We start from the raw sequence: 25,811 nt of genomic DNA, 5'->3' as shown, positions 1-25,811 counted from the left end.
GGCGGTTCAGGGAGAATCCGGCGTGGGGACCCAAGCTACTTCTCGGTCGCAAGACCTGGATCCACACGGTCGCCCACGCCGGGCTCTCGGCACCCAAGGTGCCAGATTGGCAAGAGATAAGATCCACGCCATGCGTGGATGAGCTTGCCGGGATGGCCAGGGCGCCAGACGCAGAAAGGCCGCCCGGAGGCGGCCTTTCTGTTTTCAAGCAGCCGGCCAGCGGCCGGCTCTACAGCATCGTCTGCCGGAGGCAGTCGATCTTATTTCACCAGCTTGGCGATGGCAGCGCCCAGGTCGCCCGGCGAGCGGACGGTGACAACACCGGCCGCTTCCATGGCGGCGAACTTGCCTTCGGCAGTGCCCTTGCCGCCCGAGGCGATCGCACCGGCGTGGCCCATGCGCTTGCCGGCCGGAGCCGACGCACCGGCGATGAAACCGACGACCGGCTTCTTCACGTGGTTCTTGATGTACTCGGCGCCGGCTTCTTCGGCGTCGCCGCCGATTTCGCCAACCATGATGATGCCTTCGGTCTGCGGGTCTTCGTTGAACAGCTTCAGGCAGTCGACGAAGTTCAGGCCGTTGATCGGGTCACCGCCGATGCCGATGCAGGTGGACTGGCCCAGGCCGACTTCGGTGGTCTGCTTGACCGCTTCATAGGTCAGGGTGCCCGAACGCGACACGATGCCGATCTTGCCCGGCTGGTGGATGTGGCCCGGCATGATGCCGATCTTGCACTCACCCGGGGTGATGACGCCCGGGCAGTTCGGCCCGATCAGCACGGTGTCCGGATGCGAACGGGTCAGCACGTTCTTGACGCGCAGCATGTCCAGCACCGGGATGCCTTCGGTGATGCAGACGATGACCTTGATGCCGGCAGCAGCGGCTTCCAGGATCGCGTCAGCCGCGTACGGCGGCGGCACGTAGATGACCGAGGCGTTGGCGCCGGTGCTCTGCACGGCGTCGGCAACGGTGTTGAAGACCGGCAGGTCGATATGGGTGGTGCCACCCTTGCCCGGGGTCACGCCGCCGACAACCTGGGTGCCGTACTCGATCATCTGAGTGGCGTGGAAGGTGCCCTGCTGGCCGGTGAAGCCCTGCACGATCACCTTGGTGTTCTTGTTGATCAAAACAGACATTGGAATTCCTTGGTGTCGGTATCAGGCGGCGTTCTTGACAGCTTCAACGATCTTCTTGGCGCCATCGTTGATGTTGTCAGCCGGGATGATGGCCATGCCGCTGTCACGCAGCAGCTGCTTGCCTTCTTCCACGTTGGTGCCTTCCAGGCGCACCACGACCGGAACCTTGACGCCCACTTCCTTCACGGCGGCGATGATGCCTTCGGCAATCATGTCGCAGCGGACGATGCCGCCGAAGATGTTGACGAAGATGCCTTCGACCTTGTCCGAGGACAGGATCAGCTTGAAGGCTTCGATGACGCGCTGCTTGTTGGCACCGCCGCCCACGTCCAGGAAGTTCGCCGGCTCGCCGCCGTTGAGCTTGATGACGTCCATGGTGGCCATGGCCAGGCCGGCGCCGTTCACCATGCAGCCGATGTTGCCGTCCATGGTGACGTAGTTGATGTCCAGTTCCGAAGCGATCACTTCGGTCGGATCTTCCTGGGTCTTGTCGCGCATGGCGACCAGGGCCTTCTGGCGGAACGCGGCGTTGTCGTCGCTGTCGAACTTGCCGTCCAGCGCGTACAGGTTGCCGTCGTCCAGGATGGCCAGCGGGTTGATTTCAACCAGGGCCAGGTCCTTTTCGTTGAACAGGCGGTACAGGTTCACCATGATGCTGGCGAACTGGCCGGCCTGCTTGGCGGTCAGGCCCAGCTTGAAGCCGAAATCGCGGCCGTGGTAACCCTGCACGCCTTCGACGAAGTCGACGTTCAGCGAGTGGATCAGCTCCGGGGTTTCAGCAGCGACCTGCTCGATCTCCACGCCGCCTTCCGAAGAGGCGATGTAGGTGATGGTCTTGGTGCCACGGTCGACCAGCACCGACAGGTACAGTTCCTTGACGATCTCGCCGGCGGTGGTCACCAGCACCAGGTTGACCGGCAGTTCAACGCCAGCGGTCTGGTAGGTGGCCATCTTGGTGCCGAGCATCTTGGCCGCAGCGGCCTTCACGTCGTCGGTGGTCTTGCAGAACTTGACGCCGCCAGCCTTGCCGCGGCCGCCAGCGTGGATCTGCGCCTTGACCATCCAGGGGCCCTGGCCCAGAGAGTTGGCAGCGGCAACCGCTTCGTCCGGGGTCGCAGCGACCTTGCCGGCCGGGACCGGGATGCCGTACTCGGCAAGCAGTTGTTTTGACTGGTATTCGTGGAAATTCATGCGTCACCGTGGGAATAGGAACGACCGCACGCAATTCCTCAGGGCCCCGGCGGGGCGCCGGCATGGACCGCGGCGGGCCCACTATTGTGGCCGAGCCGGCGCCGGGGCGCAAAGAAGTCTGTACAAAACGCCAGACGCGGGCAGATTTCCACCGTCATTCAGGCAGTTGCGCCCGGGCCGGGGCTGGCCACCGGTGTCCGCAACGGGCCAAATGCGCGATCCGGACCACTTCGGCGGCGCCCGGCCGGGGGCCCTATACTGCCCTTCGCAAACGCGACGTGCCGGCCCGACTTCAGGGGACGCCGGACAGGCCCGCCGCAGAATCCAGACCCAGGCAGCCAGAAGGGGAGTTCCGGCGTGTCACCCAGTGCTTCATTGATTGACCGCATCGAATCGATTCCGCGGCGTGAACTGTATTTCTTCGCGCTGTACCGGGTGCTGATCGCTACGGTCATTGCCGCCCTGCTCTACAGCCCGTTGTCGGCCATGGTCGGCGAAGCCCACCACCCGCGGCTGGCCGATGTCGTTGCGGTCATCTACCTGGCCCTGGCGCTGCTGGCCCTGGTGGTCGGCCGCAACGAACGCTGGCTGCGCCCGATCGTGGTCAGTGGCGTGCTGGTGGATATCGTGGCCGCCACCCTGCTGTCGCACGCCCTGCCCGGCGCCAGCGCCGGTATCTCGATGTCGCTGCTGTTCAACATCGCCGCCGCCGCCACTCTGCTGCCGCTCAGCCTGGGGCTGGGCCTGGCGCTGGCCGCCAGCCTGGCCACCGGCGTCGAGTACACCTGGAAGCTGCTGGAAGGCGGCGACCCCACCCGCACCCTCGCCGAACTGGCGATGTTCGCCACCAGCTACCTGGCACTGGCCTTCATCAGCTACCAGGTGGGCAACCGCGCCCGCCGCAACCAGCAGCTGGCCAACCAGCGCGGCGATGAAGTCGCCAACCTGTTCCAGATCAACGAACTGATCATCCGCCGCATGCGCACCGGCGTGCTGGTGGTGGACGCCGACAACCGCATCACCCTGGCCAACGAAGCCGCCTCGATGCTGCTGGGCGACAACGACGGCAACGGCGAAAGCGGGCGCCTGGACCTGGCCAGTGCCGCACCGGAACTGGCGCGCCGGCTGCAGCGCTGGCGCAATGGCTGGGCACAGGACGAACTGCCGCTGCAGCTCAACCCCGACCAGCCGGAAGTGCAGCCGCGCTTTGCCCGCCTGCTGGCCGGCAGCGACCTTGCGCTGGTGTTCCTGGACGATTCCAGCGTGGTCTCGCGCCGCGCCGAATCGCTCACTCTGTCGGCGATGGGCCGCTTCTCGGCCAGCCTGGCCCACGAGATCCGCAATCCGCTGGCGGCGATCAACTATGCCGTGCAGCTGCTCGAGGAAGGCACCGGCTTCAACGAAAGCGACCGCCGCCTGCTGCAGATCATCCGCCAGCAGTGCCAGCGCACCAACGGCATCGTCGAGAGCGTGCTGGGCCTGGCACGGCGCGAACGCGCCACGCCCGAGAACGTGGACCTGGTCGCCTTCGTGCGCCGCTTCGTGCTGGAGTACAAGCAGGGCCAGACCCTGGAGACCGACAGCATCGAACCGATCATCAGCGACACATCGGTGATGGCCCAGGTCGACGCCAAGCATCTCTACCAGGTGCTGACCGTGCTGGTGCACAACGCACTGAAGTACGGCCGCATCGGCCAGCAGCCTGCACGGGTGCGGTTGCGCGTGGCCCAGCACGAACGCAGCGCGGTGATCGACGTGATGGACCGTGGCCCGGGTATCCCGGAGAGCGTGGCCGCGCAGCTGTTCCGGCCCTTCTTCACCACGTCCGAGCATGGCACGGGACTGGGCCTGTACATCGCGCGCGAGCTGTGCAGGGCCAACCAGGCCCGCCTGGACTACATCGCGGTGCCGGCCGGTGGCTCCTGCTTCCGCCTGGTGCTGCCCGGTCCACATACGCTGCTGCCGAGCTGATCCCCATTCTGTGCGTCAAACATTTGTCGCTTCCAGCCCCCTCGTTTATCTTTCACGCCCATGAATGAAACCCGCAGCGCCCTCGTCGTCGACGACGAACGCGACATCCGCGAACTGCTGGTGCTGACCCTCGGCCGCATGGGGCTGCGCATCAGTACCGCCGCCAACCTGGCCGAGGCACGTGAGCTGCTGGCCAGCAATCCGTACGACCTGTGCATCACCGACATGCGCCTGCCCGATGGCAACGGCATCGAGCTGGTCAGCGAGATTGCCCAGCACTACCCGCGCACGCCGGTGGCGATGATCACCGCATTCGGCAGCATGGATCTCGCCGTGGAGGCGCTGAAGGCCGGTGCGTTCGATTTCGTCAGCAAGCCGGTGGACATCTCGGTGCTGCGCGGACTGGTCAAGCACGCGCTGGAACTCAACAACGCCGAGCGCCCCGCACCGGGCCCCAACGCCGAACAGGGCGGACGCCTGCTGGGCCACTCGCAGGCCATGGATGTGCTGCGCACCACCATCGGCAAGGTCGCGCGCAGCCAGGCGCCGGTCTACATCCTCGGCGAGTCGGGCGTCGGCAAGGAGCTGGTCGCACGCACCATCCATGCCCAGGGCGCGCGCGCGGCCGGCCCGTTCGTGCCGGTCAACTGCGGTGCCATTCCCGGCGAGCTGATGGAGAGCGAATTCTTCGGCCACCGCAAGGGCAGTTTCAGCGGCGCACACGCTGACAAGCCTGGCCTGTTCCAGGCTGCGCACGGCGGCACTCTGTTCCTGGACGAAGTGGCTGAACTGCCGCTGCAGATGCAGGTGAAGCTGCTGCGCGCGATCCAGGAAAAGTCGGTGCGCGCGGTGGGCGCGGCCAACGAGGAGCCGGTGGATGTCCGCATCCTCTCGGCCACCCACAAGGACCTGGCCGAGCTGGTCGAGGACGGGCGCTTCCGCCACGACCTGTACTACCGCATCAACGTGATCGAACTGAAGGTGCCGCCACTGCGCGAACGCCGCCAGGACCTGCCCGAACTGGCCGCCGCCGTGCTGGCCCGCCTGGCCCGCAGCCACGGCCGCGCCACCCCGCTGCTGGCGCCCTCGGCGCTGGAAGCACTGGCGCAGTACGCGTTCCCGGGCAATGTGCGCGAACTGGAGAACATCCTGGAACGTGCGCTGGCCCTGGCCGAGGAAGACTGCATCGGTGCCGACGACCTGCGCCTGCCGCAGCACGCGCCGCGTGCACCTGGCAGTGCGGCGCCCGCCGAAGCCGTGGCCGACCTGCAGCCGGGCAGCGCCGCCCTGCCCTCCTATATCGAGCAGCTCGAGCGCAGCGCCATCCAGCGTGCGCTGGAAGAGAACCGCTGGAACAAGACCCGTACCGCCGCGCAGCTGGGCATCACCTTCCGTGCGCTGCGCTACAAGCTGAAGAAGCTGGGGATGGAGTAAACCCGGGGTCGGATCCCTTTCCAAAGGAAAGGGCTCTGACCCGGCGCGTACCACCAACCTGGCAGTGCCGGCCGCTGGCCGGCAACCCCATGCATCGCGTCATCCACGCATGGCGTGGATCTACCTCAATCCTTGGTGACGCGGTTGATCTCGGCCAGGCTGGTGATGCCCGCCGCCGCCTTCTTCAATGCCGACTGGCGCAGGTCATTCACCCCGATCTGCTGCGCCGCCTCGGCAATCTGCAGCGCATTGCCACCGGCCAGCACGATGGTGGCGATCTCATCGGTCATCGGCATGACCTGGTAGACGCCGGTCCGGCCCTTGTAGCCCTCGGTGCATTCGTCGCAGCCCACGGCCTCGTACAGCTCGATGCCCGCATCCAGCTGCGCCTGGGTGAAGCCTTCGGCCAGCAGCGCATGTTCGGGCAGGCTGGACGGACGCTTGCAGTTGCCGCACAGGCGGCGCGCCAGGCGCTGGGCGATCACCAGCGTTACCGAGCTGGTGATGTTGTACGGCGCGATACCCATGTTCATCAGGCGCGCGATGGTCTGCGGCGCATCGTTGGTATGCAGCGTGGACAGCACCATGTGGCCGGTCTGCGCGGCCTTGATCGCGATCTCCGCCGTTTCCAGGTCGCGGATTTCGCCGACCATGATGATGTCCGGGTCCTGTCGCAGGAACGAGCGCAGCGCCGCGGCGAAGGTCATGCCGCGCTTGTTGTTCTGCTGTACCTGGTTGACGCCGGGCAGGCGGATTTCCACCGGGTCTTCGGCAGTGGAGATGTTGCGCGTCTCGTCGTTGAGGATACCCAGCGCGGTATACAGCGACACCGTCTTGCCCGAACCGGTCGGGCCGGTCACCAGCACCATGCCGTAGGGCTTGTGGATGGCATCCAGGAACAGCTTCTGCTGGTCCGGCTCGTAACCCAGCTTGTCGATGCCCAGCTTGGCCGCGCTGCCATCGAGGATACGCAGCACTACCTTCTCGCCGAACAGGGTCGGCAGCGTGCTGACGCGGAAGTCGATCTGCTTGGTCTTGGACAGGTTGAGCTTGATGCGGCCGTCCTGCGGGACGCGCTTCTCGGCGATGTCCAGCTGTGCCATCACCTTCAGGCGCGCGGCGATTCGCTGGTTCAGCTTCACCGGCGCGCGCGCCACCATCTTCAGCAGGCCGTCGATGCGCAGGCGCACGCGGTAATCGTCTTCGTAGGGCTCGAAGTGGATGTCCGAGGCGCCCTTGCGGATCGCATCGACCAGCACCTTGTTGACGAACTTCACCACCGGGGTGTCGTCACCCTTGGCGTCGATGCCGGAATCGCCGCCGGTGGCGCCGAGATCCTCGTCGCCGGCCGCCACGTCCAGGTTGCCCATGCCATCGTCATCGCCACCCAGGGCGTCGCCGAGGGTGTCATGGCTGGCGTGCCACTGTTCCAGCGTGCGCCGGATCTGGTCCTCGTCGACCAGGATCGGCTCGACCACCAGGTTGGTATGGAACTTGATCTCGTCCAGCGAGTGGGTCGGGTTGCTGGTGCCGACGAACAGCTTGCCACCGCGCTTGAACAGCGGCAGCACGTTGTGCTTGCGCAGCAGCTCCTCGCTGACCAGGCTCATCGCGTTCTGGCTGGCGTCGAAGGTGGACACGTCGAACAGCGGCATGCCGAACTCGACCGCATTGGCGGCGGCCAGCTGCGAGGCATTGACCAGCTTGTTCTGCGCGAACCACGTCGGCAGCGGCTGGCGCGCGGCGGCGGCCTTGGCCATGGCGTCGCGGGCGGTGGCCTCGTCCAGGGCCCCGTCCTGCACCAGGCGACGGGCCAGGCCGGTGATGCCGACAAGATTGGCGGTGGTGACAGCGTTCATATGAATCCTTGGCTCATGGGGTCATGCCATGCCGTGCGTCTTGCACGGACACCGCACGGGGCAGCAGAACCCGCCGCGACCCAATGGCCATCGGCATCGCCAATCCATGAGCAACACTGCCTTGCCCGGCACTCCCGGCCCGGCAGGCACGATCCTGACTCCCCCGGGGATGATAGCCCCGTCAAGGGGCAGCCAGCATCCCATCGGAGCGCTGAAGTGTGATCAGCAGCCGGTCGGGCGATAGCGCGCTTCGAACGCGCTGCCATCGCAGCTCCAGATGCCCTCGGCGGAGCGGCGCAGGATCAGGTCCTTGCCGTCCAGCACGCTGTGTCCCTTGAGGGTGCAGCTGATGTGGCCGACACCGGAGTCGCTGAGTTCGGCTTCGACGTTCGAGCAGTGGGCGTTCTGGGCGACACCGATGTAGTTCGGCGTGACCAGGCTGGCCGAACGGCCCTCATTGACGAGGATTTCCACCTTGGTCTTGCCTGGTGTGAGATCGGCCAGCGCGGCGGTCAACTGAGTGCGGACGATGTATGGCTGGAACGCCACCGTCGCGATCGCCGCCAGGATGGCGATGATGGCCACCACGATCATCAGTTCGATGAGCGTAAAGCCCTTTTGAATCTGCATGACTCCCCCTGTGTTTTTGCAGCAATCCCCATTGCTGTGTGCTGATCGGACTTTGCCAGCCCGGTCAGCACAAGGCCCGCCGAAGCGGGCCTTGTGTCTTCTTACCAGCGCGCGGTTCGAGCTAAAGCTCTCAACGCGCAGAAGGCTTACTCAATTACTTGCCCTTGGTGCAACCCTTCGGGATGAACTTGTCGTCCATACCCTTAACAACGCAAGCAAAGCCACCCGGGGTGGTGATAGCACCGGTGCCGTCGGTCACGGTATCGGTGTACTGCAGCGCCAGCTGGGCACCGGCACCGATACGGCTGCCCGGCTCACGGATGGTGCAGGTCATGCCGGTATCGGCGACAGCGATGACCGAGCAGGAACCGGTTTCTTCAGCCTGGAAGCCCGCGGTCGCCGGCGTCGGCACACGACCGGCGCTCTTTTCCATCTCGAACTGGGTCTTGTGCGAAGCCAGGTCGGCCAGCGCAGCGGTGACCTTCGACTTGGCGGTGTAGTCCTGGTATGCCGGCAGCGCGATGGCGGCCAGGATGGCGATGATCGCGACGACGATCATCAGTTCGATAAGGGTGAAGCCCTTCTGGTTCTTCATTTGGTACATCCCCAAGATAGTGGTGGTTGAGTTCAGTGCACGGGATCGGACCGGACAGCGCCGGTTGAGCGGGCCCCATGCCCTGCGGGTGGATCAACGCAGGTTGCGTGCCAACCCCGGCACGCCTCCCCCTGGATTTCCCCGCGCCCATGATGGCAGCAATTTCGCGGATGGGAACCCCCCGCTTCCGAATCTGCGATGGACGCGGCAATGTGACGCAGTACGTCACCTTTGGTCGGCACCCGGCACGAAATCGCACGCTGGGCCCCCTGCCAACTGCCCATCCGGCCTTGAACCCGCTACCATCGATGGCTAGTTACCCGCCTGGGGATGGCGGGTCTTGGGGAGCCAACATGTCTGTCAGTCGCAGTGCGATCAAGAAAGAGCCGGTGGCGCGCGCCACCATGGAACTGCAGCCGTTTGTCTGGGTGGGGACCGACAAGCGGGGCGTGAAGATGAAGGGCGAGCAGCTGGCCAAGAACGCCAACCTGCTGCGCGCCGAGCTGCGCCGCCAGGGCATCAACCCGGGCCAGGTCAAGCCCAAGCCGAAGCCGCTGTTCGGCGCCTCCGGCAGCCCGGTCAAGCCCAAGGACATCGCCTTCTTCAGCCGGCAGATGGCCACGATGATGAAATCCGGCGTGCCGATCGTGTCGGCGCTGGACATCATCGCCAGCGGGCACAAGAACCCGCGGATGAAGAAGCTGGTCGACACCATCCGCACCGACATCGAGGGCGGTTCCTCGATGTACGAAGCGGTCAGCAAGCACCCGGTGCAGTTCGACGAGCTGTACCGCAACCTGGTGCGGGCCGGCGAAGGCGCCGGCGTGCTGGAAACCGTGCTGGACACGGTGGCCACCTACAAGGAGAACATCGAAGCGCTGAAGGGCAAGATCAAGAAAGCGCTGTTCTACCCGATCATGGTGGTGGTGGTGGCCATGCTGGTCAGCGGCATCATGCTGGTGTTCGTGGTCCCGCAGTTCGAGGACGTGTTCAAGAGCTTTGGTGCCGAGCTGCCCGCCTTCACCCAGATGGTGGTGAATCTCTCGCGGTTCATGGTGTCGTGGTGGTGGCTGATATTCCTGATCGTGGTGGGCTCCGCTGTCGGTGCGATCATGGCCTACAAGCGCTCGCCGAAGATGCAGCATGCGATGGACCGGTTCGTGCTGAAGGTGCCGGTGATCGGGCAGATCATGCACAACAGTGCCATCGCCCGCTTCTCGCGCACCACCGCGGTGACCTTCAAGGCCGGCGTGCCGCTGGTGGAGGCGCTGGGCATCGTGGCCGGTGCTACCGGCAACACCGTGTACGAAGAGGCGGTGCTGCGCATGCGCGACGACGTTTCGGTCGGTTACCCGGTGAACATGTCGATGAAGCAGACCAACCTGTTCCCGCACATGGTCATCCAGATGACCGGCATCGGCGAAGAGGCTGGTGCGCTGGACGCCATGCTGTTCAAGGTGGCCGAGTACTATGAGCAGGAGGTCAACAATTCGGTGGATGCCCTGAGCAGCCTGCTGGAACCGATGATCATGGTGTTCATTGGTACCATTGTGGGCGGCATGGTGATTGCCATGTACCTTCCCATCTTCAAACTCGGCGCCGTCGTCGGATAACACATACATGGCTTTTCTCGACCAGCATCCTGGCCTCGGCTACCCCGCCGCGGCCGCCTTCGGACTGCTGCTGGGCAGTTTCCTGAACGTCGTCATCCTGCGCCTGCCCAAGCGGCTGGAGTGGCAGTGGAAGCGCGATGCGCGCGAGGTCCTGGAGGAACCGGACTTCTATGAACCACCCCCACCGGGGATCGTGGTCGAGCCGTCGCACTGCCCGCACTGCAAGCACAAGCTGAGCTGGTACGAGAACATCCCGCTGTTCAGCTGGATCATCCAGGGCGGCAAGTGCCGCCACTGCAAGGCGCCGATCTCGCTGCAGTACCCGCTGGTGGAGGCGCTGACCTCACTGCTGGTGGTGGCCTGCGTCTGGCAGTTCGGCTTCGGCTGGCAGGGTTTCGGCGCCATCGTGCTGACCTGCTTCCTGATCGCGCTGTCCGGCATCGACCTGCGCACCCAGCTGCTGCCCGACCAGCTCACCCTGCCGCTGATGTGGCTGGGGCTGATAGGCAGCATCGACAACCTGTACATGCCGGCCAAGCCCGCCCTGGTGGGCGCGGCGGTGGGTTACCTGTCGCTGTGGACGGTCTGGTGGCTGTTCAAGCAGCTGACCGGCAAGGAGGGCATGGGCCACGGCGATTTCAAGCTGCTGGCAGCCCTGGGCGCCTGGTGCGGCCTGAAGGGCATCCTGCCGATCATCCTGCTGTCCTCAGTGCTGGGCGCCATCATCGGCTCGATCTGGCTGTACAGCCGGGGCCGTGACCGCGCCACGCCGATTCCGTTCGGCCCTTACCTGGCCATTGCCGGCTGGTTGTACTTCATGTGGGGTGCGCCGCTGGTGGAGCAGTACATGGTGATGAGCGGGCTGCGCTGAGGGGAGTCCCCATGAGCCGCTATGTGGTTGGCCTGACCGGTGGCATCGCCTCGGGCAAGAGTGAAGTGACCCGGCGCTTCGAAGCGCTGGGCATCGTGGTGGCCGACGCCGACCTGGCCGCCCGGGCCGTGGTGGCTGCCGACAGCCCGGCGCTGGCCCGCATTGCCGAGCGTTTCGGCGCCGACATGCTGCTGGCCAACGGCAGCCTGGACCGGGCCCGCCTGCGCGCCCACGTCTTTGCCGATCCGGCCGAGCGGACGGCGCTGGAAGCCATCACCCACCCGGCCATCCGCCTGCTGATGCAACAGCAGTGCGAGCAGGCTGAGAGCCCCTATGCGATTGCGGCCATTCCGCTGCTGACCGAGGTGGGCGGGCGGAAGGCCTATCCTTGGTTGGACCGGGTATTGCTGGTGGATGCACCGGAAGCCGTGCAGCACGCCCGGCTGATGCAGCGCGATGGCATTGATGCTGCGCTGGCCGACCGGATGATTGCTGCGCAGGCCAGCCGTGCGCAGCGCTTGGCGCTGGCCGATGACGTGGTGGTCAATGATGGGCAGCCGGAGGACCTGCAGGTGCAGGTGGAACAGCTGCATGCGCGGTATCTGGGCTTGGCCGGGGCTTGAGGCCTGGTTGCCGGCCAGCGGCCGGCACTACCAAAGCGCATCCATGCGCGGCGTGGATCTACTGGCCGATTCGATTGCCGGCCAGCGGCCGGCACTACCAAAGCGCGCCCATGCGTGACGTGGATCTACTCCAGCTGCTGGCGGGCGTAGCGGGCCAGTTCGCGGGCGCCCAACAGCAGGCCGTCGACCACATCGGGATTGAGCTGCTGGCGGGCGCCGCCCTGCTCCCGCGCGATTTCGGCAGCGTGCAGCAGCTGGATCAGGGTATTCAGGCCGGCAAGCGTGCGGCTGAGACCAGCCATCATGGCGGCCTGCGCCGGGCTGGCCCCCTGCACATCCAGCCACTGGCCGTCGGCGGCGTCGCGGCCATCCATGCGCGCCAGCAGGGCGGGCAGCAGGTCCCTGGGGTCATCCAGCAGAACTTCGACCCGCTCGGCGACGTCGGCAGGCAGGAGGTGGGCGGCATCGCCGATCAGGGCGTGCAACTGGGGGAACAGCGCGCGGGTGGACATGATGAAGCTCCTCGCAGACGGCAGGCCACCTGCAGATGCAAGGTGGCGGACGGTGCGGGTTGGCGTACCGGACAACTCCCAGATGGATGGAAACTCCGGCGGATTCCCGGGAATCCCCACGCACCGCCCGCCATGAAGCGAGCACAGTGCATTGTCCGCGATGCCGCGCGAGGCATCGGAAGTTTTCCATCTGACAGTTGATTTCAGGACGCCAATCCCGGCCAAGGCACCTACCCCGGCCAGGTCATCAGGCCATCACCGCGCACGGCGATCTGTAAGGAAATTCCCAAGTGCGGCGCGGGCTTGCCAATGCGTGCGTTGGAACACGCGCCGGGCGCGGCAGCGATCACGGTGGTGTCGTGTTGAGCCTGTGATGCGATGTCCGCGTGCGGGGGCTTCAGTGTCACAAGCGACACAGGGCGTGATGCAAGGTCGGCAGGGTCCGTGCCGACCAAGGTCGGCACCCACCAAAGCAGGGCTGCTTACAACGGCTTCGGCGAGAACGTCAGGGTGGCGATCACGCCACGCGCGCCACCGGGACGCACGCTCACCTGCCAGCCGTACAGGTCGCACAGACGGCTGACGATCGACAGGCCGATGCCGCCGCCCTGCGAATGACCAGCGTGCGTGCCGCGGTAGCCACGCTGGAACAGCTTGGCCGCATCTTCCTCGCTCAGGCCCGGGCCGCTGTCGGTCACCGACACCGAATTGGCGCCCACGAAGACGCGTACTTCGCCATCCTGCGAGTACTTCACCGCGTTGCCGATCAGGTTGCCCAGCGCCACCGACAGCGCCGCCTCGGGTGCATCGATCACCAGGTTGCGCTCGCCTTCCAGCAGCAGCTCCAGCGGCTTGCCACCCAGCTGCGCGCGGTGCGCATCCAGCAGCTGCTCGGCCACGCGGGCCACGTTGCTGGTGCCCTGCCCGCGCTCGTTGCGCGACAGCAGCAGCAGTGCGCCGATCAGGTCGCTGCACTGCTGCTCGGCACGCTGGATACGCTGCAGGCGCTGCAGCACCTTCTCGTCCAGGCCGGGCCGGGTCAGCAGCAGCTCGGTGGCACCGCGGATCACTGCCAGCGGCGTGCGCAGTTCATGGCTGACGTCTGCATTGAACTCGCGATCGCGCTGCACCACTTCGGTCAGCCGCGAGGAATAGTCGTCCAGCGCCTGTGCCAGCTGCCCCACCTCGTCATCGGGAAAGCGCGGCGCCAAGGGCTCGGGCTCACTGGTACCGCCACGGTACGCACGCAGCCGCGCGGCCAGGTCCGACACCGGCTTCATCACCTTCGACGCCGACCACCAGCCCAGCACCAGCGACAGCACGCTGAACACCAGCACCGACAACACCAGCGCGCGGTTGAGCTGCTTGCCGCCGCGCACGCTGTCGGTCATGTCATAGGCGAGGAAGAACCAGGCGTCGTCGGCTTTGCGTACCGCAAGCTTGTAGGCATACGGCTGCCCCTGCTCGTCGGTGCCACTGAGGTTGTAATTGCCGTTCTGCAAGTCGGCCCACTGCGGCCACGACTCGCGGGCCTTGTCGAACTTGTCAGCCGAGTAGGCGTACGCCCGGATCTGCTGCACGGGCACTGCCGGATTGCGCCCCGGATGCTCGTAGAAGCGCCGCGCATACTCTTCGATGTTGTGGTTGATCACGTCTTCCACCAACTGGTTTTCCACCCGCATGCGGGCCCAGTTGGTGGCGAACGCGAACAGTGTCGTCAGGCAGAAGCCCAACAACACGAACGAGACGATGATGCGGCTGCGCAGGCGCCGCCGGTATGGCGTGCGCCGACGCTCCCCCTTGGCTGCCACGGAATCAGGCTTCCGGGGTGGCGATGCGGTATCCGATGCCATGGCGGGTCTGGATCAGCGGCACTTCAAACGGCTTGTCGACCACCGCACGCAGGCCATGGATATGCACGCGCAGCGAATCCGAATCGGGCAGTTCCTCGCCCCACACGCGGGTTTCCAGCTCCTGGCGGGTCACCACCGCCGGTGCCGCTTCCATCAGCGCCTGCAGGATCTTCAGCGCGGTCGGGTTGAGCTGCAGCAGCTTGCCCTGGCGGCGCACTTCCAGCGTATCCAGGTTGTATTCCAGGTCGCCGGTTTCCAGCACGCGGGTCTGCACGCCCTTGCCGCGGCGCGACAGGGCGTTCAGACGCACTTCCACTTCCTGCAGCGCGAACGGCTTGATCAGGTAGTCATCGGCACCGGAATCGAAGCCGGCCAGCTTGTTGTCCAGCGAATCGCGGGCCGTCAGCATCAGCACCGGGGTCTGCTTGCGCGCTTCATTGCGCAGCTTGCGGCAGACTTCGATGCCGTCCATGCCTGGCAGGTTGAGATCCAGCACGATCGCGTCGAACTCGTGCACCACGGCCAGATGCAGGCCGGTGACCCCGTCAGCCGCGAAGTCCACCGTATGCCCCCGGTCCTCCAGATAGTCGCCCAGGTTGGCCGCAATGTCGCTGTTGTCTTCGATTACCAGGATTCTCACTGTCACCTCTAATTGACTGTACTGCCGGCGCGCATGACCTGCCTCATGTCCTGCTGTGCCCGTTCCTTCTGCCGAGCGCGCTCGGCAACGGTCATGCACTGCGTCGTGGTCCGGTTGGAACCGATGGGCTTTTCACGTTGGCATATTAGACGACTATCTTCACGCGCCTGTGTCAAAACCGTGTTCACGACCTGCTGATCGTTGAAGACCTGGGTTTGCACCGGTTCAGGCATGGAATCGCGTGCCGGGTACTGCTCCACCGCTGCGCGCATGCGTGCCAGGGCGTCGTTGACGCGGGTGCGCTCGTCCTGCTTGAGTTCCGAATAGGTTTCGCCGTCCTTGAGCTCCACCTCGATACGCGCGATCTGCTGCTGCAGCGGCTGGCCGGGCACGAACACGTCCTTGCCCCTGGATGCCGATGCGGTACTGACCAGGGCGAGTCCTGACAACAGGACGGCCGACATCAAAGCCTGTTTCATGGCAAACAAATCCTTGTCTGTGGCGAATCCCGACTCTATTCGCACCCCCTTCACGCCAGCAAGTGCCAATGGTCGGGGCAGCGGAAGCCCTACCGCGAGCTGGCAGGGTTGAAGTTGTTGAAGGTGCGCTGGTCGTTCAACAGCGCCTTGCCCTTTTCCTCGATCCGGCGGCGTTCGGCCACTGTCAGGCAGCGGCTTTTGGGCATGTTGCTGCCGGTACTGCGCGTATGCTGGCAGATCTGCCGGCTGTCCTCGTGGGCGCGGGTGAGCAGGGTATTGATCCGCTCCTGGTCGTTGAAGACCTCCCCCTGCACCTGCGGCGGCAGTTCCTGCACGCTCTGGTGGCCGCCCATCCTCGCGGTGATCCGGGCCAGCGCTTCGCGCACGGTGCTGCGGTCATCAGCGGAAATCTCGCTGTAATCGCCATCATCCAGGGCCTTTTCGACCTGGCGCACCTGCTCGGCCACCGGCGACTGCCGGTCCATCTGCACAACGGATTTCTCCGGCTTGGCCGCAGCAGATCCGGCCAGGCCCAGCAACAACGCGATCATCGTGATGCGGTACATCGCCAGCCTCCGATCCATCCAGGAACGATGGTGGCCACTCTACGGCCGTCACGCCACCTCCACAAGGGACAGCGGGCAGGCATAAAAAAGACCCAGGCGGTGCCCCCGCCTGGGTCTGAAGTTGTATCCCGATACCGATCCTGCTGAGAGGCAGAGCTGCGGTTCGCTGAAGCCTACGCGTGGGCCGATTAAAGGCTTGTTAAAGCCGGCCTCATCCGCCCTTGAGAATCTCAAGCCGCTGAATACTCAGGGTTTTTTAAGCTTCTCGACGTGCTCGATGATGCGCGTGGCCACGTCCACCCCGCAGACGGCCTCGATCCCTTCCAGCCCCGGCGTTGAATTGACCTCCAGCACCAGCGGGCCGCGCGCGGAGCGGATCAGGTCCACCCCGCACACCGACAGTCCCAGCGCCTTGGCCGACCGCACCGCCACCTGCTGCTCGGCACGGCTGGCCTTGGCCGCCACCGCCGTACCCCCGGCATGCAGGTTGGAGCGGAAGTCACCTTCCGGCGCCTGCCGCTGCATCGAGGCAACCACCTGGTCACCGACCACGAAGCAGCGCAGGTCTGCGCCCTTGGCCTCGCCGATGAATTCCTGCATCAGGAAATTGGCGTACAACCCGCGCAGGGCTTCGACAATGCCGCGCGAGGCGCTGGCCTTCTCGGTAAGGATCACGCCGCGCCCCTGGGTACCCTCGTTGAGCTTCACCACATGCGGCGGTGGGCCCAGCATGGACAACAGGTCGACGGTGTCGTCGGGGTTGTCGCCGAACACAGTGACCGGCATGTCGATGCCCTTGGCCGCCAGCAGCTGGTGTGCGCGCAGCTTGTCGCGCGAACGCAGGATCGCGTCGGACGGATTCGGGGTGCGTGCACCCATCAGTTCGAACTGGCGCAGCACGGCCGTGCCATAGCGGGTGATCGAGGCACCGATGCGCGGGATGACCATGTCCACGCCGGTCATCGGCCGGCCCTTGTAATGCATCGAAAAGCCATCGGCGGCAATGCGCATGTAGCAGCGCAGCGGATCGAGGATGCGCACGGTGTGGCCGCGCGCGCGCGCCGCCTCGACCAGCCGGCGGGTGGAATACAGGGAACTGTTGCGGGACAGGATGGCGAGCTTCATCGCGGCAGGATCGGGCGGCAGGCGCGCAGCATAGCGCGGGCGTGTGGCGGGTGGATGATGCCCTGCGGCGTGGCTTGCTCCGGCGCAGGCGGCACACTGCGGGGGCAGGCCAGACCGCAAGGAAACCCGATGTCGATCACCGTATTTCCGCGCTTCTCCGAAGTGGATGTACTCGGCCACGTCACCAACACCGCCCTGCCCGTCTGGTTCGAGGAAGGCCGCCAGGAGATCTTCCGGCATTTCAGCCGCGAGGCCAGCATGCGCGACCTGGCACTGATCCTGCGCCGCTACGAGATCGACTTCCTGCAGCAGATACAGGCGGGACACGAAGTGCGCATCGAGACCCGGATCGAGAGCATTGGCCGCTCCTCGCTGTCGATCGTGCAGCAGGCGTTCCAGTTCGAGGCCCTGGTAGCCAGCGGGCGCTGCGTGATGGTTCATTTCGACTACACGGCCAACGCCTCGCGCGAGATCGATGCGGAGCAGCGCCAGGCGTTGTCGGGGCTGCTCACCGAGGAATATGCACAGTCGCTGCGGGAAACGAGCGCGCGCGCCGCCGAGGCCTGATCAGCGCGAGGGAAGGCGCAGCCTGAAGCGCCCATCCCGGGCGCGCAGCGCCAACCCGGTTTCGCGCCATTCCACAGGCAGCTCCAAGGCTGTGTGGCGCGTGGGGTATCGATGGACGGCATCGGACTCCCAGCGTTCCTCATAGGCTTCGCACTGGAGTGTGCCGTCGTCGTCAACGTCGATCACATTGATCCAGGCCACGCTCCGGTCCTTGCCGAAGCCCCCCATCGCATGACGGGCAAAGGCCTGCCAACGCCCCTGCCAGCAGGCGAGCCATACGCCCTCGATGGGTCGCAGGTTTTCATCAAGCACACTGCCGGCCACCACCACGCAGCGTCCCGACGGGCTCGCGATCACCGTCTCCAGATCACAGGCGTGGCGACCACTGAAGGCCTCGTCAAGGTAGAGGGAATACGGGCAGATGCACGCGAACAGCGCCGGATGCGCGGTCACGCGCAGATCCTCGGGAAGCAGCGGGACCGCGCGCAGCACCCGGGCATCAGGCAGGACGTGCCTCAGCTCCTGCGGCACTCCGGCGGCCAGCGCCGGATGTCCGTGCTCCAGCCATAGGCCTCGGCAGGGATGCAGCTGGGTCACGCCGCCGGACTGGCTGCGCAGCCACGACGCCGCCCCCGCCTCCCCATCGGTCTGCAGGCGCTCGCCCAGCTGCTGCCGGAACTGGCCGGGATCAGCCGCAAGCACCTGCACCGTCTTTTGGCGCTCGTCGTAGACGATCACTGCTTCGCATCGATCAACATACCCGCTGGCCAGGCGCAGCGCGCCTCCCGGCAGGTCCTGCCATTCACCACTGGCATCACGACTGCCTCCAGTGGATACGCCTTCGACGATGGCGCCATCGCGCAGCATCTGCGTGCTGTACGCCGGTCCGCCCATGCCCAGCTCGCCCCAATCCAACAGCACATCATGTGCGGGCGGCCGTTCGGCAAAGGGCTTCATCGATCGCGAGCGCAGTCGTGAGCCGCCCACGGCATTGCCGACCAGATCGATTCGCTGCAGCGCGCCCCCCAACGCAAGGCACACGGCAAGGCCGACAATCACTCCCAGAGGCGACCACCAGGCCACACAGACGGCGACCAGGGCCAGGAACGGCAACCACTGGGTGTAGCGCCGCAGGGCGGTTCGATCAAGGGACATGCGGATGAGAGAGGCGCCCCAGCGAACCGTCGACGTCTTCAATGCCGATCCGATCGATTGCGGCCGATGCCGGTTCAAGCATCCTGCGCTCCTGGAACGGCGCCAAATCGATTCTCTTCCTCGCTCCCGGGAAGCAGCATGACCGGAAAGAGGACGAACACCCCCAAGGGAATGAACGCGATCACGGTGTACCAGCCTGACTCGTCGATATCGTGCAATCTCCTCACGGTCAGGGCCAGCATCGGAGGCAGGAAGACGAAGACAGCGCAGACGGTCATGACCCATCCCACCTTCCACAGGATCTCGGACGTTTCCCAATCCAACGACAGGTACCCGACCAGCCAGTAACCGCGATCCATCACGCTGTAGCTCACCGCCATCACGAACCCGGCCAGCAGCGAATACGACCAGAACTCCCGCCGGTCGGATCGTCCGGAAAAATCAAAGCATCGCCTGATGGGCACAAGTGCAGCGATCATTCACGCTCCGGGCAACGGATGTTGGGCGTCAACAGCTGACGATCTTCTAGCATTGCGAAGCCAAGCATCAACTGAACCCCGCAGCTCGACCGGGCCCGGGAGGCCACAGCGCTGGGGCAGGGGAATTCCTGTCCTGCAGGCTATGCGCAAGGATGCATTCGGACACGACCGATCCGGCCGAGGGATGTTTGCGAAGCGACGTCCAGCCCTGGCATTCACCGGGCATCTCGACCGGGATCCATGCGCGGAAAAGCGGGGTTCGGATATCGCGGAGCGTCTGCCTGATACAGACCGCTGGAGACATGGAGCGGGCGATGGGAATCGAACCCACGTCAGTAGCTTGGGAAGCTCTTAAGTAATCCTTAAAACTCAACGGCTTAATTATAATTCCCACTCCGCAATACACCATGCTGCGGGCTCAGTTATGCCGGAAAAAACGCAACATCCGGAGCGATTGCGGAGCGGGCTAGGTGCTCTCAGGCACCCCGCTGCAGGTGCTGAGGTATGCTCGCCCTCCGGGCGCCCAGCCGCAGCCCAGCGCGCCCACATCCGAACCCAGGCCAGGAGGCGACAATGGATGAAATGAAAAAACTGGAACAGGCAAGAAAGTCGTTGCGACATGTACTCAACGACACCACCCCTCTTGAAAGAGATGATTATTTTAGGATAGGACTGTTCATTCAGACCTACTGCTTCGCAGATTTTGAGGCACGGCGGATCATCAACCTGCTGGAACAAATTCAGTCGGGAGAACCCACCTCGTACGCTTCGAAACTCAACGATAAAGACACCATCGAACACCTCAAGCGCCACGCTGCTGACTGCGTTTGGAACAAAGATGTGTCGGAAGGGTTGAGCAAAGTAGCTGAGATCTTAGGCATGCACCGAACGATTAGGCACATGTTTGCTCATTGGTCCGGCCGCCGAGTACCGGGTCACGACCACTATATTTTCTTCACAGCAAATCTAGCTGGCCAAAAGATTCCAGATGGCGCGCCAAGATTTGAAGAGCATGAAGAAGCGAACATGCAGTATGGACTAATGCCAGTATCGGACTTGGAGCAAGAACTTGAAAAACTCAAAGGGCACGTCGAGTACATGACGAACATCGGGCGTCAGCTAGAGGCAAAGGTCAGCGAAATTGCCGAGCAGTTCAAAGAAGATAAGAAAAAAGGCAAATTCTGACTGGGAACGCCGCCAGTATCAGTTGCACTTGACTGGAGAAGCTCAGCTCCAGCTCGTCCTTTGCGCTGACCCAGCGAGGATCCGAGAGCGGCTTAGAAGTCTGCCTGACTATGGAGGCGAATCAAGACTTGCATTGAACTGATTTCTGGAGCAAACATGACGTAGCCCTTGTGTCGCAAGGAGCTATGCAGACGTTTTCTGGAGGCTAGGTGGTCAAACACCGCGGCGCAGATGCTCCAGCCCTGCCCCTCACCCACGCCTTGCTGCGGACGTCCCTCGCTCGGGGCTTGGTCTCTGCTGGCGGCTTGCGCGGCTCCAGCGCCGCCTTGATCCGCTCGACCTCCTTCGCTCCGGCCTCAGCCAGGCGCCGGGCCTGTTGCCGCTGCTCACGGGTCGGCGGCAGGCTGGGCAGTGGCGGGGGCAACTGGATCGGCGTGCTGTCGGTCAGCCGGGCAACGGCCTCACGCAGAGGCAGCTCGGGATACAGCCGGGCTGCGCACCAGCGCTCGGCGTAGCGCTTCGCCTGTCGGACGTTGGCGGCGCGCGCTTCCTTGGTGTGCCACATCTTCTGGCCCTCCATCCACAGCCGGACGCCAGGACCGCCATCGAGCGTGACGTTCGCCGTTTCCCGGCCGTTGTACCAGAGCGCCCAGCGCTCGCCGGTCTGGACCCAGCCAGAGGAAATCGGGGCGGTGCGGAAGCCGTGGGGAGAGCGCATGGCCGGAAGGATACGGCCGAGCGTCTCAAAGATTGCGACAAAGCAGGGCTGCAATGTTGAATCATTCAGTGCTACAGAATTCCTCAAGCAAAGCAGCACCTCCAACCATCATTCAGTTAAATACTCGATCGAACCCAATTCGTCTCCAAAAGAAAAACCAAGGAGCGTGTAGTCTTCCAAAGTCTGCCCCACACTGACATTGGTAGTCGTGGTTCTTTCAAAGCTAAAGCTCAGCCGCTGACCAAGCTTCAAATGCCTAACTCGATCAAACAGATCTCTCGGGAACTTGGCAGAAATTTTCCTGCCGTCATCATCCATCACCTCAATCCGGCCACTGGCACTGAGTAGCGTAACGGCACCAACAACAGCGAACGTCTCTGGAGGACGAACAGTCACTAGCTGCAGATTCTGCCGAACCAAAGCAACGCGCTCCGGAGCGGCCGTCCAGCGATGAACTCGATCAGCCGAGTCTGTCCACACCATGTCTACAGTGCAGTTCTCCGCCTCAAGTTCCGTGAGCATACGAGCAATCATCCGAGATGCCATGGAGCCTGCCTCAGCAGCCTCTTGCGCTACGCTGGTTGGCTCAGCGTTTAGCACCCGAAACACTGTCGAAAGGCTGTTTTCTAGCAGTGACTCACCGGTGAGGTCAGGCGACGTGTTGCCAGTAATCACAAGTTCCGTGGACCCCATCGCCACATCCGCCAACCTGAGATCGAGGGTCCGCCTAATTTCTTCAGGGATTCGCCTGGTAGCCTCACGTCCATTCTGAATTCGGTAAGACGCGTATCCCATTGATCGCTCGATTAAACTCGACAACCGGGACAGCAGATGGAGAGGAATAGAGCCATCATTAAGTCGCGGCCCATTCAATTTAAACGACAGAACTTGCTTGCCATGCTCAGCCTTTGCCAAAGCAAGATCATGCTGCAACTCTGCCACATGAACTTGCATGGAATTTAGAGAAGCCGCAGCGAAAACATCTTCAGATTCAGCCTCAGCCTGTCGCTGATCGGCCAGCGACTGCCGCGCTGCCTCGAGCATCTTTTCGATGGAAGCGATCCTATTCATAGGCTGAGCACCACCAAGCCCTTAGGAGTAACAGTGTCATGGCAGAAGCCAAAGAGACCACGCCAATAAGCAAGCGAATCCGCTGAATTGGGATTAACGATAAAGGCGTGACAGTTGTACTTAGCCTTAGCTTCCTGTCTATGAAAGAGAGCGTCAATCCTAGACAAGTTGGCCGTGAACTCATTTTTACAAAGAGGGTCAGGAACGAATACAACATCAACGTCCCCGGGCTCCATTTTTTCAGTCACGAAGGAACCGTCAATCCATAGCTTTCCAAGCAGCCCCATAGCGCGCAGCTCTGAGATGAAATCATTCAACTGAGCGCAGAGCTTCGGGCGCCTTGTCGAAGTTGGAAACGGGTCCACGCACAGCTCTACAAGTTTCTGCCAGTCCAAATTGTGAAACCCCGCTCGGAAAAGCGGAGTGAAATCCATCTTCGACATGCAACCCCCCGTCCTTGATGGGCAAGTTTTACCCTAATTTACGTTATTGCGCACCATCTGTTGTGTCATCCGCACAGGTTGTGCATAGCGATGCCCACGCGCGCCCCAAGCCGAGCGGCCTGCGGATCCGGATCCGGCAACGTCAGGGTGCCTGCTCTGCCTGGATGGCACCATCGGGCAACGGCTCGACCACAGGTCGGCGAAGATCTACGCATGACCAAAGGGCAACCCGGGCCGACCACCTTGGCATGCTGGGCACTTGCGCAGGTGGATGTCGCTTCCGTTGGCCCCGTAGCTCTCCCCGCAGAACTGGCAGTGCAGCACATAGATGCTCTGGCCATGATCCGTTCCGGGCAGACCTGTGGCTCGGACGTTCTTCTGACCATTCGGGTTGATGAAGCCGATCTTAGTCGTGCCCTTATCGACTCTGGCCATGGCGTCGCTCGCTGAGAACTGTCGGAAGTGTATCCGTATACGCGGCGCCCACTCCTGGCGGCGGTAGGCTGCTGCCATGTGCGGCCGATTCGTCCAGCTCCCCAGCCCAAATCCTCAGATCGGTCCCAGGTCCTTCACCGCAGCCTGGCCCTGCTGCAAGAACCCGATCAGCAGACAACCGCCGGCCACTTGCCGGCCCATCTGCTCATTGAGGTAGTTCGCCTGGAGCCGCCCAGCCGTCATCAGATCGGACTGCAGCATGCTGGGCGCGATGCCCTTGAGTGGATCACTTGGAGAAGAACAGCGGCCCGGACAGCTGCAGCTCGCGCACCAGGATCTGCGCGCCGTTGAGGTATAGCCGCAGCTGGCGAGGGGTCGAGAACACCACCTGCAGCCCGACAATGTCGCCGTGGGTCGCTGTCGGCAGGCCAGTGGCGATCGCACCGCCCGCCTGCAGCAGGCGCCCGGCCGCGAGATCCCAGCCGATGCTGGCGAGGTCCGCACCCAGCGCCTTGTTCAGCGCTGCGGGGCCGGTGGCGAAGCCTACGAGGGCTGCAACGGCGTCATCGCCCCACACGGCAAACTCCACGCCCACCGTGCCGGCATCAAGGCCGAAGTCGGAGCGCGAGTGGCTGGCCAGCGTGGTGGCGCCGGTGGTGGCCAGGGTAAGCCCGCCATCTCGCGCAGCGAGTAACGGGCCAATGGGCGTGGCGGCGACCTGCCGAACCCGTGTGAGGGCATCCGGCGGAATAAGGAAGCCGGTCGCGATGTCTACGTGGACGATGACGCGTTCAAGGCTGTCTACGCCCACGCCGATGCAGCCCTGCGCGACGCCATGGACCTGGCCTACCTGACCGGGCAGCGCGTTGGCGATGTGTGGGCGATGGACGTGCGGCAGGTCTCAGCTCGCGGCCTGGTGATCCAGCAGTCGAAGACCAGCAACCGGGTCACTTTGGAGATCACAGGCGAGCTGGCTGCGCTGCTCGAGCGCATTGTAAAACGTAAGGAGGAGCAGTGCCCGAACGGGCGAGAGAAGGTCTACAGCACGCGGCTGATCGTGGACGACGACGGCCTGGCTCTCGGCCGCGCAGCGTTGCGCTACCGGTTCGACAAGGCCAGGGAGGCGGCGGGCATTACGAAGGGAGAGTTCCAATTCCGAGATCTCCGCGCCAAGGCGGGTACGGACAAGGCCGATTCGGCAAAGGACATTCGCGAGGCGCAGGCCCAGCTTGGCCATTCGTCCGTCACCACGACCGAAATCTACGTGCGCAAAAGAAGAGGGGCGAAGGCGACACCTACTCGATAGGAAAAACACTGCGATCGCACCGACTAGTACTAAGCAAGAACAAAACAACTCAAAGCGAGCACCTATTCCGTGGGAGCCTGCGCAACGAGCTGGGCATCCCGACCGGAGGTCGTACCATGCCAGCGCCTTTCACGGGGCCGCCACAAGAACGATGCCACCTCACGATCACTAGAATCATACACCGCAATTCGTCCTCGATCAGAAAGGGTCCACGAAAGCCAATCTCTCGTCTCTAATCCTTGCGAATCGATGAACCCGTATTCCTTTGTGAATTTAATGGAACCGAATTCCATGGAGCCGACGAAAAGGGTTACCTGCTTAGCTGTAAGGAGATCGAAGAGGCGCGCCATCAAATTTGACGAAGCTTCCTCATGCGAGGCACTAATTGCTCGCTCAAAAGTTAGCGCCCAACTCAAGCTGGCAGCCCGCCGATCCGAAGCCTCTGCCATCGTTTTAAATTGCTGGACCTCGAACCTGTTTTTTTCCGCAATTTCACTAAGCCTACGATTTAACTCGGAATCACGCGCGGCAAGTTCAGCTTCGTGCGTCTGCACCAAACGGGCGACGGAGCCCAGTTCCTTAGCAGCCCGTGCAGTTTGCTCATCCGCAAGCGTGAGCGCGGCCGTAAGTTCATTGTTAGCTTTCTCGACCTTCTCCGCAGCATCAGCCCTTGCCTCAGCGATCATTTTCTCTGCGCGCTCCATAAGCGCTGCAGACTCGGCTGCACTGAGGAGCTTCTCATCAGCGACACTCTTCGCAATATTGTTTAACTCTCGCTGATGCTCCAAAGCACGCTGATAAACTCGCTCCGTCGGCCTGGGCAAAGCGTAAATATAGAGCAGCGCAAAGGTCAGCGGAAGTACAAAGCACTTCAATAATGCATATGAAAAATTCGGATACAAGTCGGAATCGATATACGCAAATTTCTCTTCAAACGAAGATCCGGCGAGCAAAACTACTATTGCCCTATAGTTGACTGCCGCCCAACTTAGAGCAAACGAACCGATCAGTGGATTCGCTATCCGATTGCTCCAAGCGCCGCGCAGATCCTTCAAGAAATCGCCAACACCGTTGCTCTCGTCGCTCATAAGTCTCTCAGGAACATCCTGGTCCAGAGTGAATTCGCACAACTTGTGGCGCCGAGCAGCGCGGCGAGAACTCTGCCGCCCACCAAGCGAACTGAGTCAACCTAGCTTCCGACCGCTCCACACATACATTTGCGGAGCATCCTATGGATTGCGGAGCGTATCGCTTTCCGAAACCCGTTGCGCGACATGGAGCGGGCGATGGGAATCGAACCCACGTCAGTAGCTTGGGAAGCTACAGCTCTACCATTGAGCTACGCCCGCGTTGC

Annotated in this window: 26 protein-coding genes, 1 tRNA gene and 1 pseudogene; 8 read left to right on the top strand and 20 right to left on the bottom strand. The window is 63.5% G+C overall.

The window, feature by feature from the left end; all coding sequences use genetic code 11:
- Positions 1-260 precede the first annotated feature (260 nt).
- Together sucD and sucC are read right to left on the bottom strand one after the other, a co-directional pair.
- Positions 261-1,136 carry a succinate--CoA ligase subunit alpha gene (gene sucD, locus AC5P9L_RS20130; RefSeq protein ID WP_005410793.1) on the bottom strand — a complete coding sequence of 292 codons (876 nt, stop codon included), beginning with the start codon at positions 1,134-1,136 and terminating at the stop codon, positions 261-263.
- A 21-nt stretch (positions 1,137-1,157) separates the two neighbouring features.
- Entirely contained in the window at positions 1,158-2,327 is a 1,170-nt protein-coding gene (sucC, locus tag AC5P9L_RS20125) for an ADP-forming succinate--CoA ligase subunit beta (RefSeq protein WP_004154430.1), read from the bottom strand.
- A gap of 357 nt (positions 2,328-2,684) precedes the next feature.
- Here sucC and AC5P9L_RS20120 point away from each other — a divergent pair, with 357 nt between their 5' ends.
- Positions 2,685-4,298, top strand: a complete 1,614-nt coding sequence (locus tag AC5P9L_RS20120) for a sensor histidine kinase (protein ID WP_005410794.1) — start codon at positions 2,685-2,687, stop codon at positions 4,296-4,298.
- A 60-nt stretch (positions 4,299-4,358) separates the two neighbouring features.
- Positions 4,359-5,732 (top strand): sigma-54-dependent transcriptional regulator, encoded by a 1,374-nt coding sequence (locus AC5P9L_RS20115; RefSeq protein ID WP_005410795.1) that lies wholly within the window; start codon positions 4,359-4,361, stop codon positions 5,730-5,732.
- Positions 5,733-5,857: 125 nt separating this feature from the next.
- On the opposite strand, the gene pilB is transcribed toward AC5P9L_RS20115, so the two are convergent.
- The 3 genes from pilB to AC5P9L_RS20100 form a co-directional block, all read right to left on the bottom strand.
- On the bottom strand, positions 5,858-7,591 hold the full coding sequence (gene pilB / locus AC5P9L_RS20110; RefSeq protein WP_005414305.1) for a type IV-A pilus assembly ATPase PilB: 1,734 nt from the start codon (positions 7,589-7,591) through the stop codon (positions 5,858-5,860).
- A gap of 222 nt (positions 7,592-7,813) precedes the next feature.
- Positions 7,814-8,221, bottom strand: a complete 408-nt coding sequence (locus AC5P9L_RS20105; protein ID WP_005410797.1) for a pilin — start codon at positions 8,219-8,221, stop codon at positions 7,814-7,816.
- A 154-nt stretch (positions 8,222-8,375) separates the two neighbouring features.
- Positions 8,376-8,816, bottom strand: coding sequence for a pilin (locus AC5P9L_RS20100; protein ID WP_005410798.1), 441 nt, complete (start codon positions 8,814-8,816; stop codon positions 8,376-8,378).
- Between the two features lie 353 nt (positions 8,817-9,169).
- Between AC5P9L_RS20100 and AC5P9L_RS20095 the strand changes: the two genes are divergently transcribed.
- From AC5P9L_RS20095 to coaE, 3 genes are read left to right on the top strand one after another with little or no spacing between them, the layout of a single operon-like run.
- Positions 9,170-10,429, top strand: a complete 1,260-nt coding sequence (locus AC5P9L_RS20095; protein ID WP_005410799.1) for a type II secretion system F family protein — start codon at positions 9,170-9,172, stop codon at positions 10,427-10,429.
- A gap of 7 nt (positions 10,430-10,436) precedes the next feature.
- The gene (locus AC5P9L_RS20090; protein WP_005410800.1) at positions 10,437-11,300 is read left to right on the top strand and encodes a prepilin peptidase; all 864 of its coding nucleotides are present in this window, start codon (positions 10,437-10,439) and stop codon (positions 11,298-11,300) included.
- 11 nt (positions 11,301-11,311) lie between these two features.
- Positions 11,312-11,923 (top strand): dephospho-CoA kinase, encoded by a 612-nt coding sequence (gene coaE, locus AC5P9L_RS20085; RefSeq protein ID WP_005410801.1) that lies wholly within the window; start codon positions 11,312-11,314, stop codon positions 11,921-11,923.
- A 125-nt stretch (positions 11,924-12,048) separates the two neighbouring features.
- On the opposite strand, the gene AC5P9L_RS20080 is transcribed toward coaE, so the two are convergent.
- The 6 genes from AC5P9L_RS20080 to rimK all read right to left on the bottom strand — a co-directional run bounded on the left by AC5P9L_RS20080 (position 12,049) and on the right by rimK (position 17,098).
- Complete coding sequence (locus AC5P9L_RS20080) at positions 12,049-12,435, bottom strand: hypothetical protein (protein ID WP_227415893.1); 387 nt, start codon at positions 12,433-12,435, stop codon at positions 12,049-12,051.
- A gap of 482 nt (positions 12,436-12,917) precedes the next feature.
- Positions 12,918-14,246: a sensor histidine kinase gene (locus AC5P9L_RS20075; RefSeq protein ID WP_227415894.1), complete on the bottom strand. Its 1,329-nt coding sequence runs from the start codon at positions 14,244-14,246 to the stop codon at positions 12,918-12,920.
- Between the two features lie 4 nt (positions 14,247-14,250).
- A complete protein-coding gene (locus tag AC5P9L_RS20070; protein ID WP_005410804.1) occupies positions 14,251-14,928 on the bottom strand; it encodes a response regulator transcription factor in 678 nt (225 codons plus the stop codon).
- An 8-nt stretch (positions 14,929-14,936) separates the two neighbouring features.
- Positions 14,937-15,407, bottom strand: a complete 471-nt coding sequence (locus tag AC5P9L_RS20065) for a hypothetical protein (protein ID WP_005410805.1) — start codon at positions 15,405-15,407, stop codon at positions 14,937-14,939.
- A gap of 89 nt (positions 15,408-15,496) precedes the next feature.
- Positions 15,497-15,973, bottom strand: coding sequence for a hypothetical protein (locus tag AC5P9L_RS20060; RefSeq protein WP_005410806.1), 477 nt, complete (start codon positions 15,971-15,973; stop codon positions 15,497-15,499).
- 246 nt (positions 15,974-16,219) lie between these two features.
- Positions 16,220-17,098 carry a 30S ribosomal protein S6--L-glutamate ligase gene (gene rimK / locus AC5P9L_RS20055; protein WP_227415895.1) on the bottom strand — a complete coding sequence of 293 codons (879 nt, stop codon included), beginning with the start codon at positions 17,096-17,098 and terminating at the stop codon, positions 16,220-16,222.
- A gap of 129 nt (positions 17,099-17,227) precedes the next feature.
- On the opposite strand from rimK, the gene AC5P9L_RS20050 reads away from it, so the two are divergent.
- Positions 17,228-17,665 carry an acyl-CoA thioesterase gene (locus AC5P9L_RS20050; protein ID WP_138969818.1) on the top strand — a complete coding sequence of 146 codons (438 nt, stop codon included), beginning with the start codon at positions 17,228-17,230 and terminating at the stop codon, positions 17,663-17,665.
- Here AC5P9L_RS20050 and AC5P9L_RS20045 read toward each other — a convergent pair whose 3' ends face one another.
- Positions 17,666-18,820, bottom strand: coding sequence for a hypothetical protein (locus AC5P9L_RS20045; RefSeq protein ID WP_323162984.1), 1,155 nt, complete (start codon positions 18,818-18,820; stop codon positions 17,666-17,668).
- Positions 18,821-18,894: 74 nt separating this feature from the next.
- Positions 18,895-19,299, bottom strand: a complete 405-nt coding sequence (locus AC5P9L_RS20040; protein WP_005410810.1) for a DUF805 domain-containing protein — start codon at positions 19,297-19,299, stop codon at positions 18,895-18,897.
- Positions 19,300-19,872: 573 nt separating this feature from the next.
- On the opposite strand from AC5P9L_RS20040, the gene AC5P9L_RS20035 reads away from it, so the two are divergent.
- Positions 19,873-20,484, top strand: a complete 612-nt coding sequence (locus AC5P9L_RS20035; RefSeq protein ID WP_111118413.1) for a hypothetical protein — start codon at positions 19,873-19,875, stop codon at positions 20,482-20,484.
- Positions 20,485-20,689: 205 nt separating this feature from the next.
- Here AC5P9L_RS20035 and AC5P9L_RS20030 read toward each other — a convergent pair whose 3' ends face one another.
- The 5 genes from AC5P9L_RS20030 to AC5P9L_RS20010 all read right to left on the bottom strand — a co-directional run bounded on the left by AC5P9L_RS20030 (position 20,690) and on the right by AC5P9L_RS20010 (position 23,962).
- A complete protein-coding gene (locus tag AC5P9L_RS20030) occupies positions 20,690-21,202 on the bottom strand; it encodes a hypothetical protein (RefSeq protein WP_181453534.1) in 513 nt (170 codons plus the stop codon).
- A gap of 108 nt (positions 21,203-21,310) precedes the next feature.
- On the bottom strand, positions 21,311-22,273 hold the full coding sequence (locus tag AC5P9L_RS20025) for a hypothetical protein (protein WP_146257170.1): 963 nt from the start codon (positions 22,271-22,273) through the stop codon (positions 21,311-21,313).
- On the bottom strand, positions 22,270-22,716 hold the full coding sequence (locus AC5P9L_RS20020; RefSeq protein WP_495230700.1) for a DUF6932 family protein: 447 nt from the start codon (positions 22,714-22,716) through the stop codon (positions 22,270-22,272). Before AC5P9L_RS20020 ends, AC5P9L_RS20025 begins: the two co-directional genes overlap by 4 nt.
- Positions 22,717-23,265: 549 nt before the next feature.
- Complete coding sequence (locus AC5P9L_RS20015; protein ID WP_181453535.1) at positions 23,266-23,412, bottom strand: hypothetical protein; 147 nt, start codon at positions 23,410-23,412, stop codon at positions 23,266-23,268.
- A 25-nt stretch (positions 23,413-23,437) separates the two neighbouring features.
- Positions 23,438-23,962, bottom strand: a complete 525-nt coding sequence (locus AC5P9L_RS20010; RefSeq protein ID WP_227415898.1) for an SPRY domain-containing protein — start codon at positions 23,960-23,962, stop codon at positions 23,438-23,440.
- Here AC5P9L_RS20010 and AC5P9L_RS20005 point away from each other — a divergent pair.
- Positions 23,867-24,457: pseudogene (locus AC5P9L_RS20005) on the top strand (tyrosine-type recombinase/integrase); the annotation flags it as partial. The gene AC5P9L_RS20010 and the pseudogene AC5P9L_RS20005 overlap by 96 nt on opposite strands.
- Positions 24,458-24,519: 62 nt before the next feature.
- Here AC5P9L_RS20005 and AC5P9L_RS20000 read toward each other — a convergent pair.
- Together AC5P9L_RS20000 and AC5P9L_RS19995 are read right to left on the bottom strand one after the other, a co-directional pair.
- Positions 24,520-25,545: a hypothetical protein gene (locus AC5P9L_RS20000; RefSeq protein ID WP_111118414.1), complete on the bottom strand. Its 1,026-nt coding sequence runs from the start codon at positions 25,543-25,545 to the stop codon at positions 24,520-24,522.
- Between the two features lie 187 nt (positions 25,546-25,732).
- Positions 25,733-25,806 (bottom strand) — tRNA-Gly (locus tag AC5P9L_RS19995).
- Positions 25,807-25,811 lie beyond the last annotated feature (5 nt).

This window comes from Stenotrophomonas sp. YJH_SMC_64, from assembly GCF_059371375.1.
Note: the sequence above shows the minus strand (reverse complement) of the source record. Positions and strands in the feature narration are given on the sequence as shown.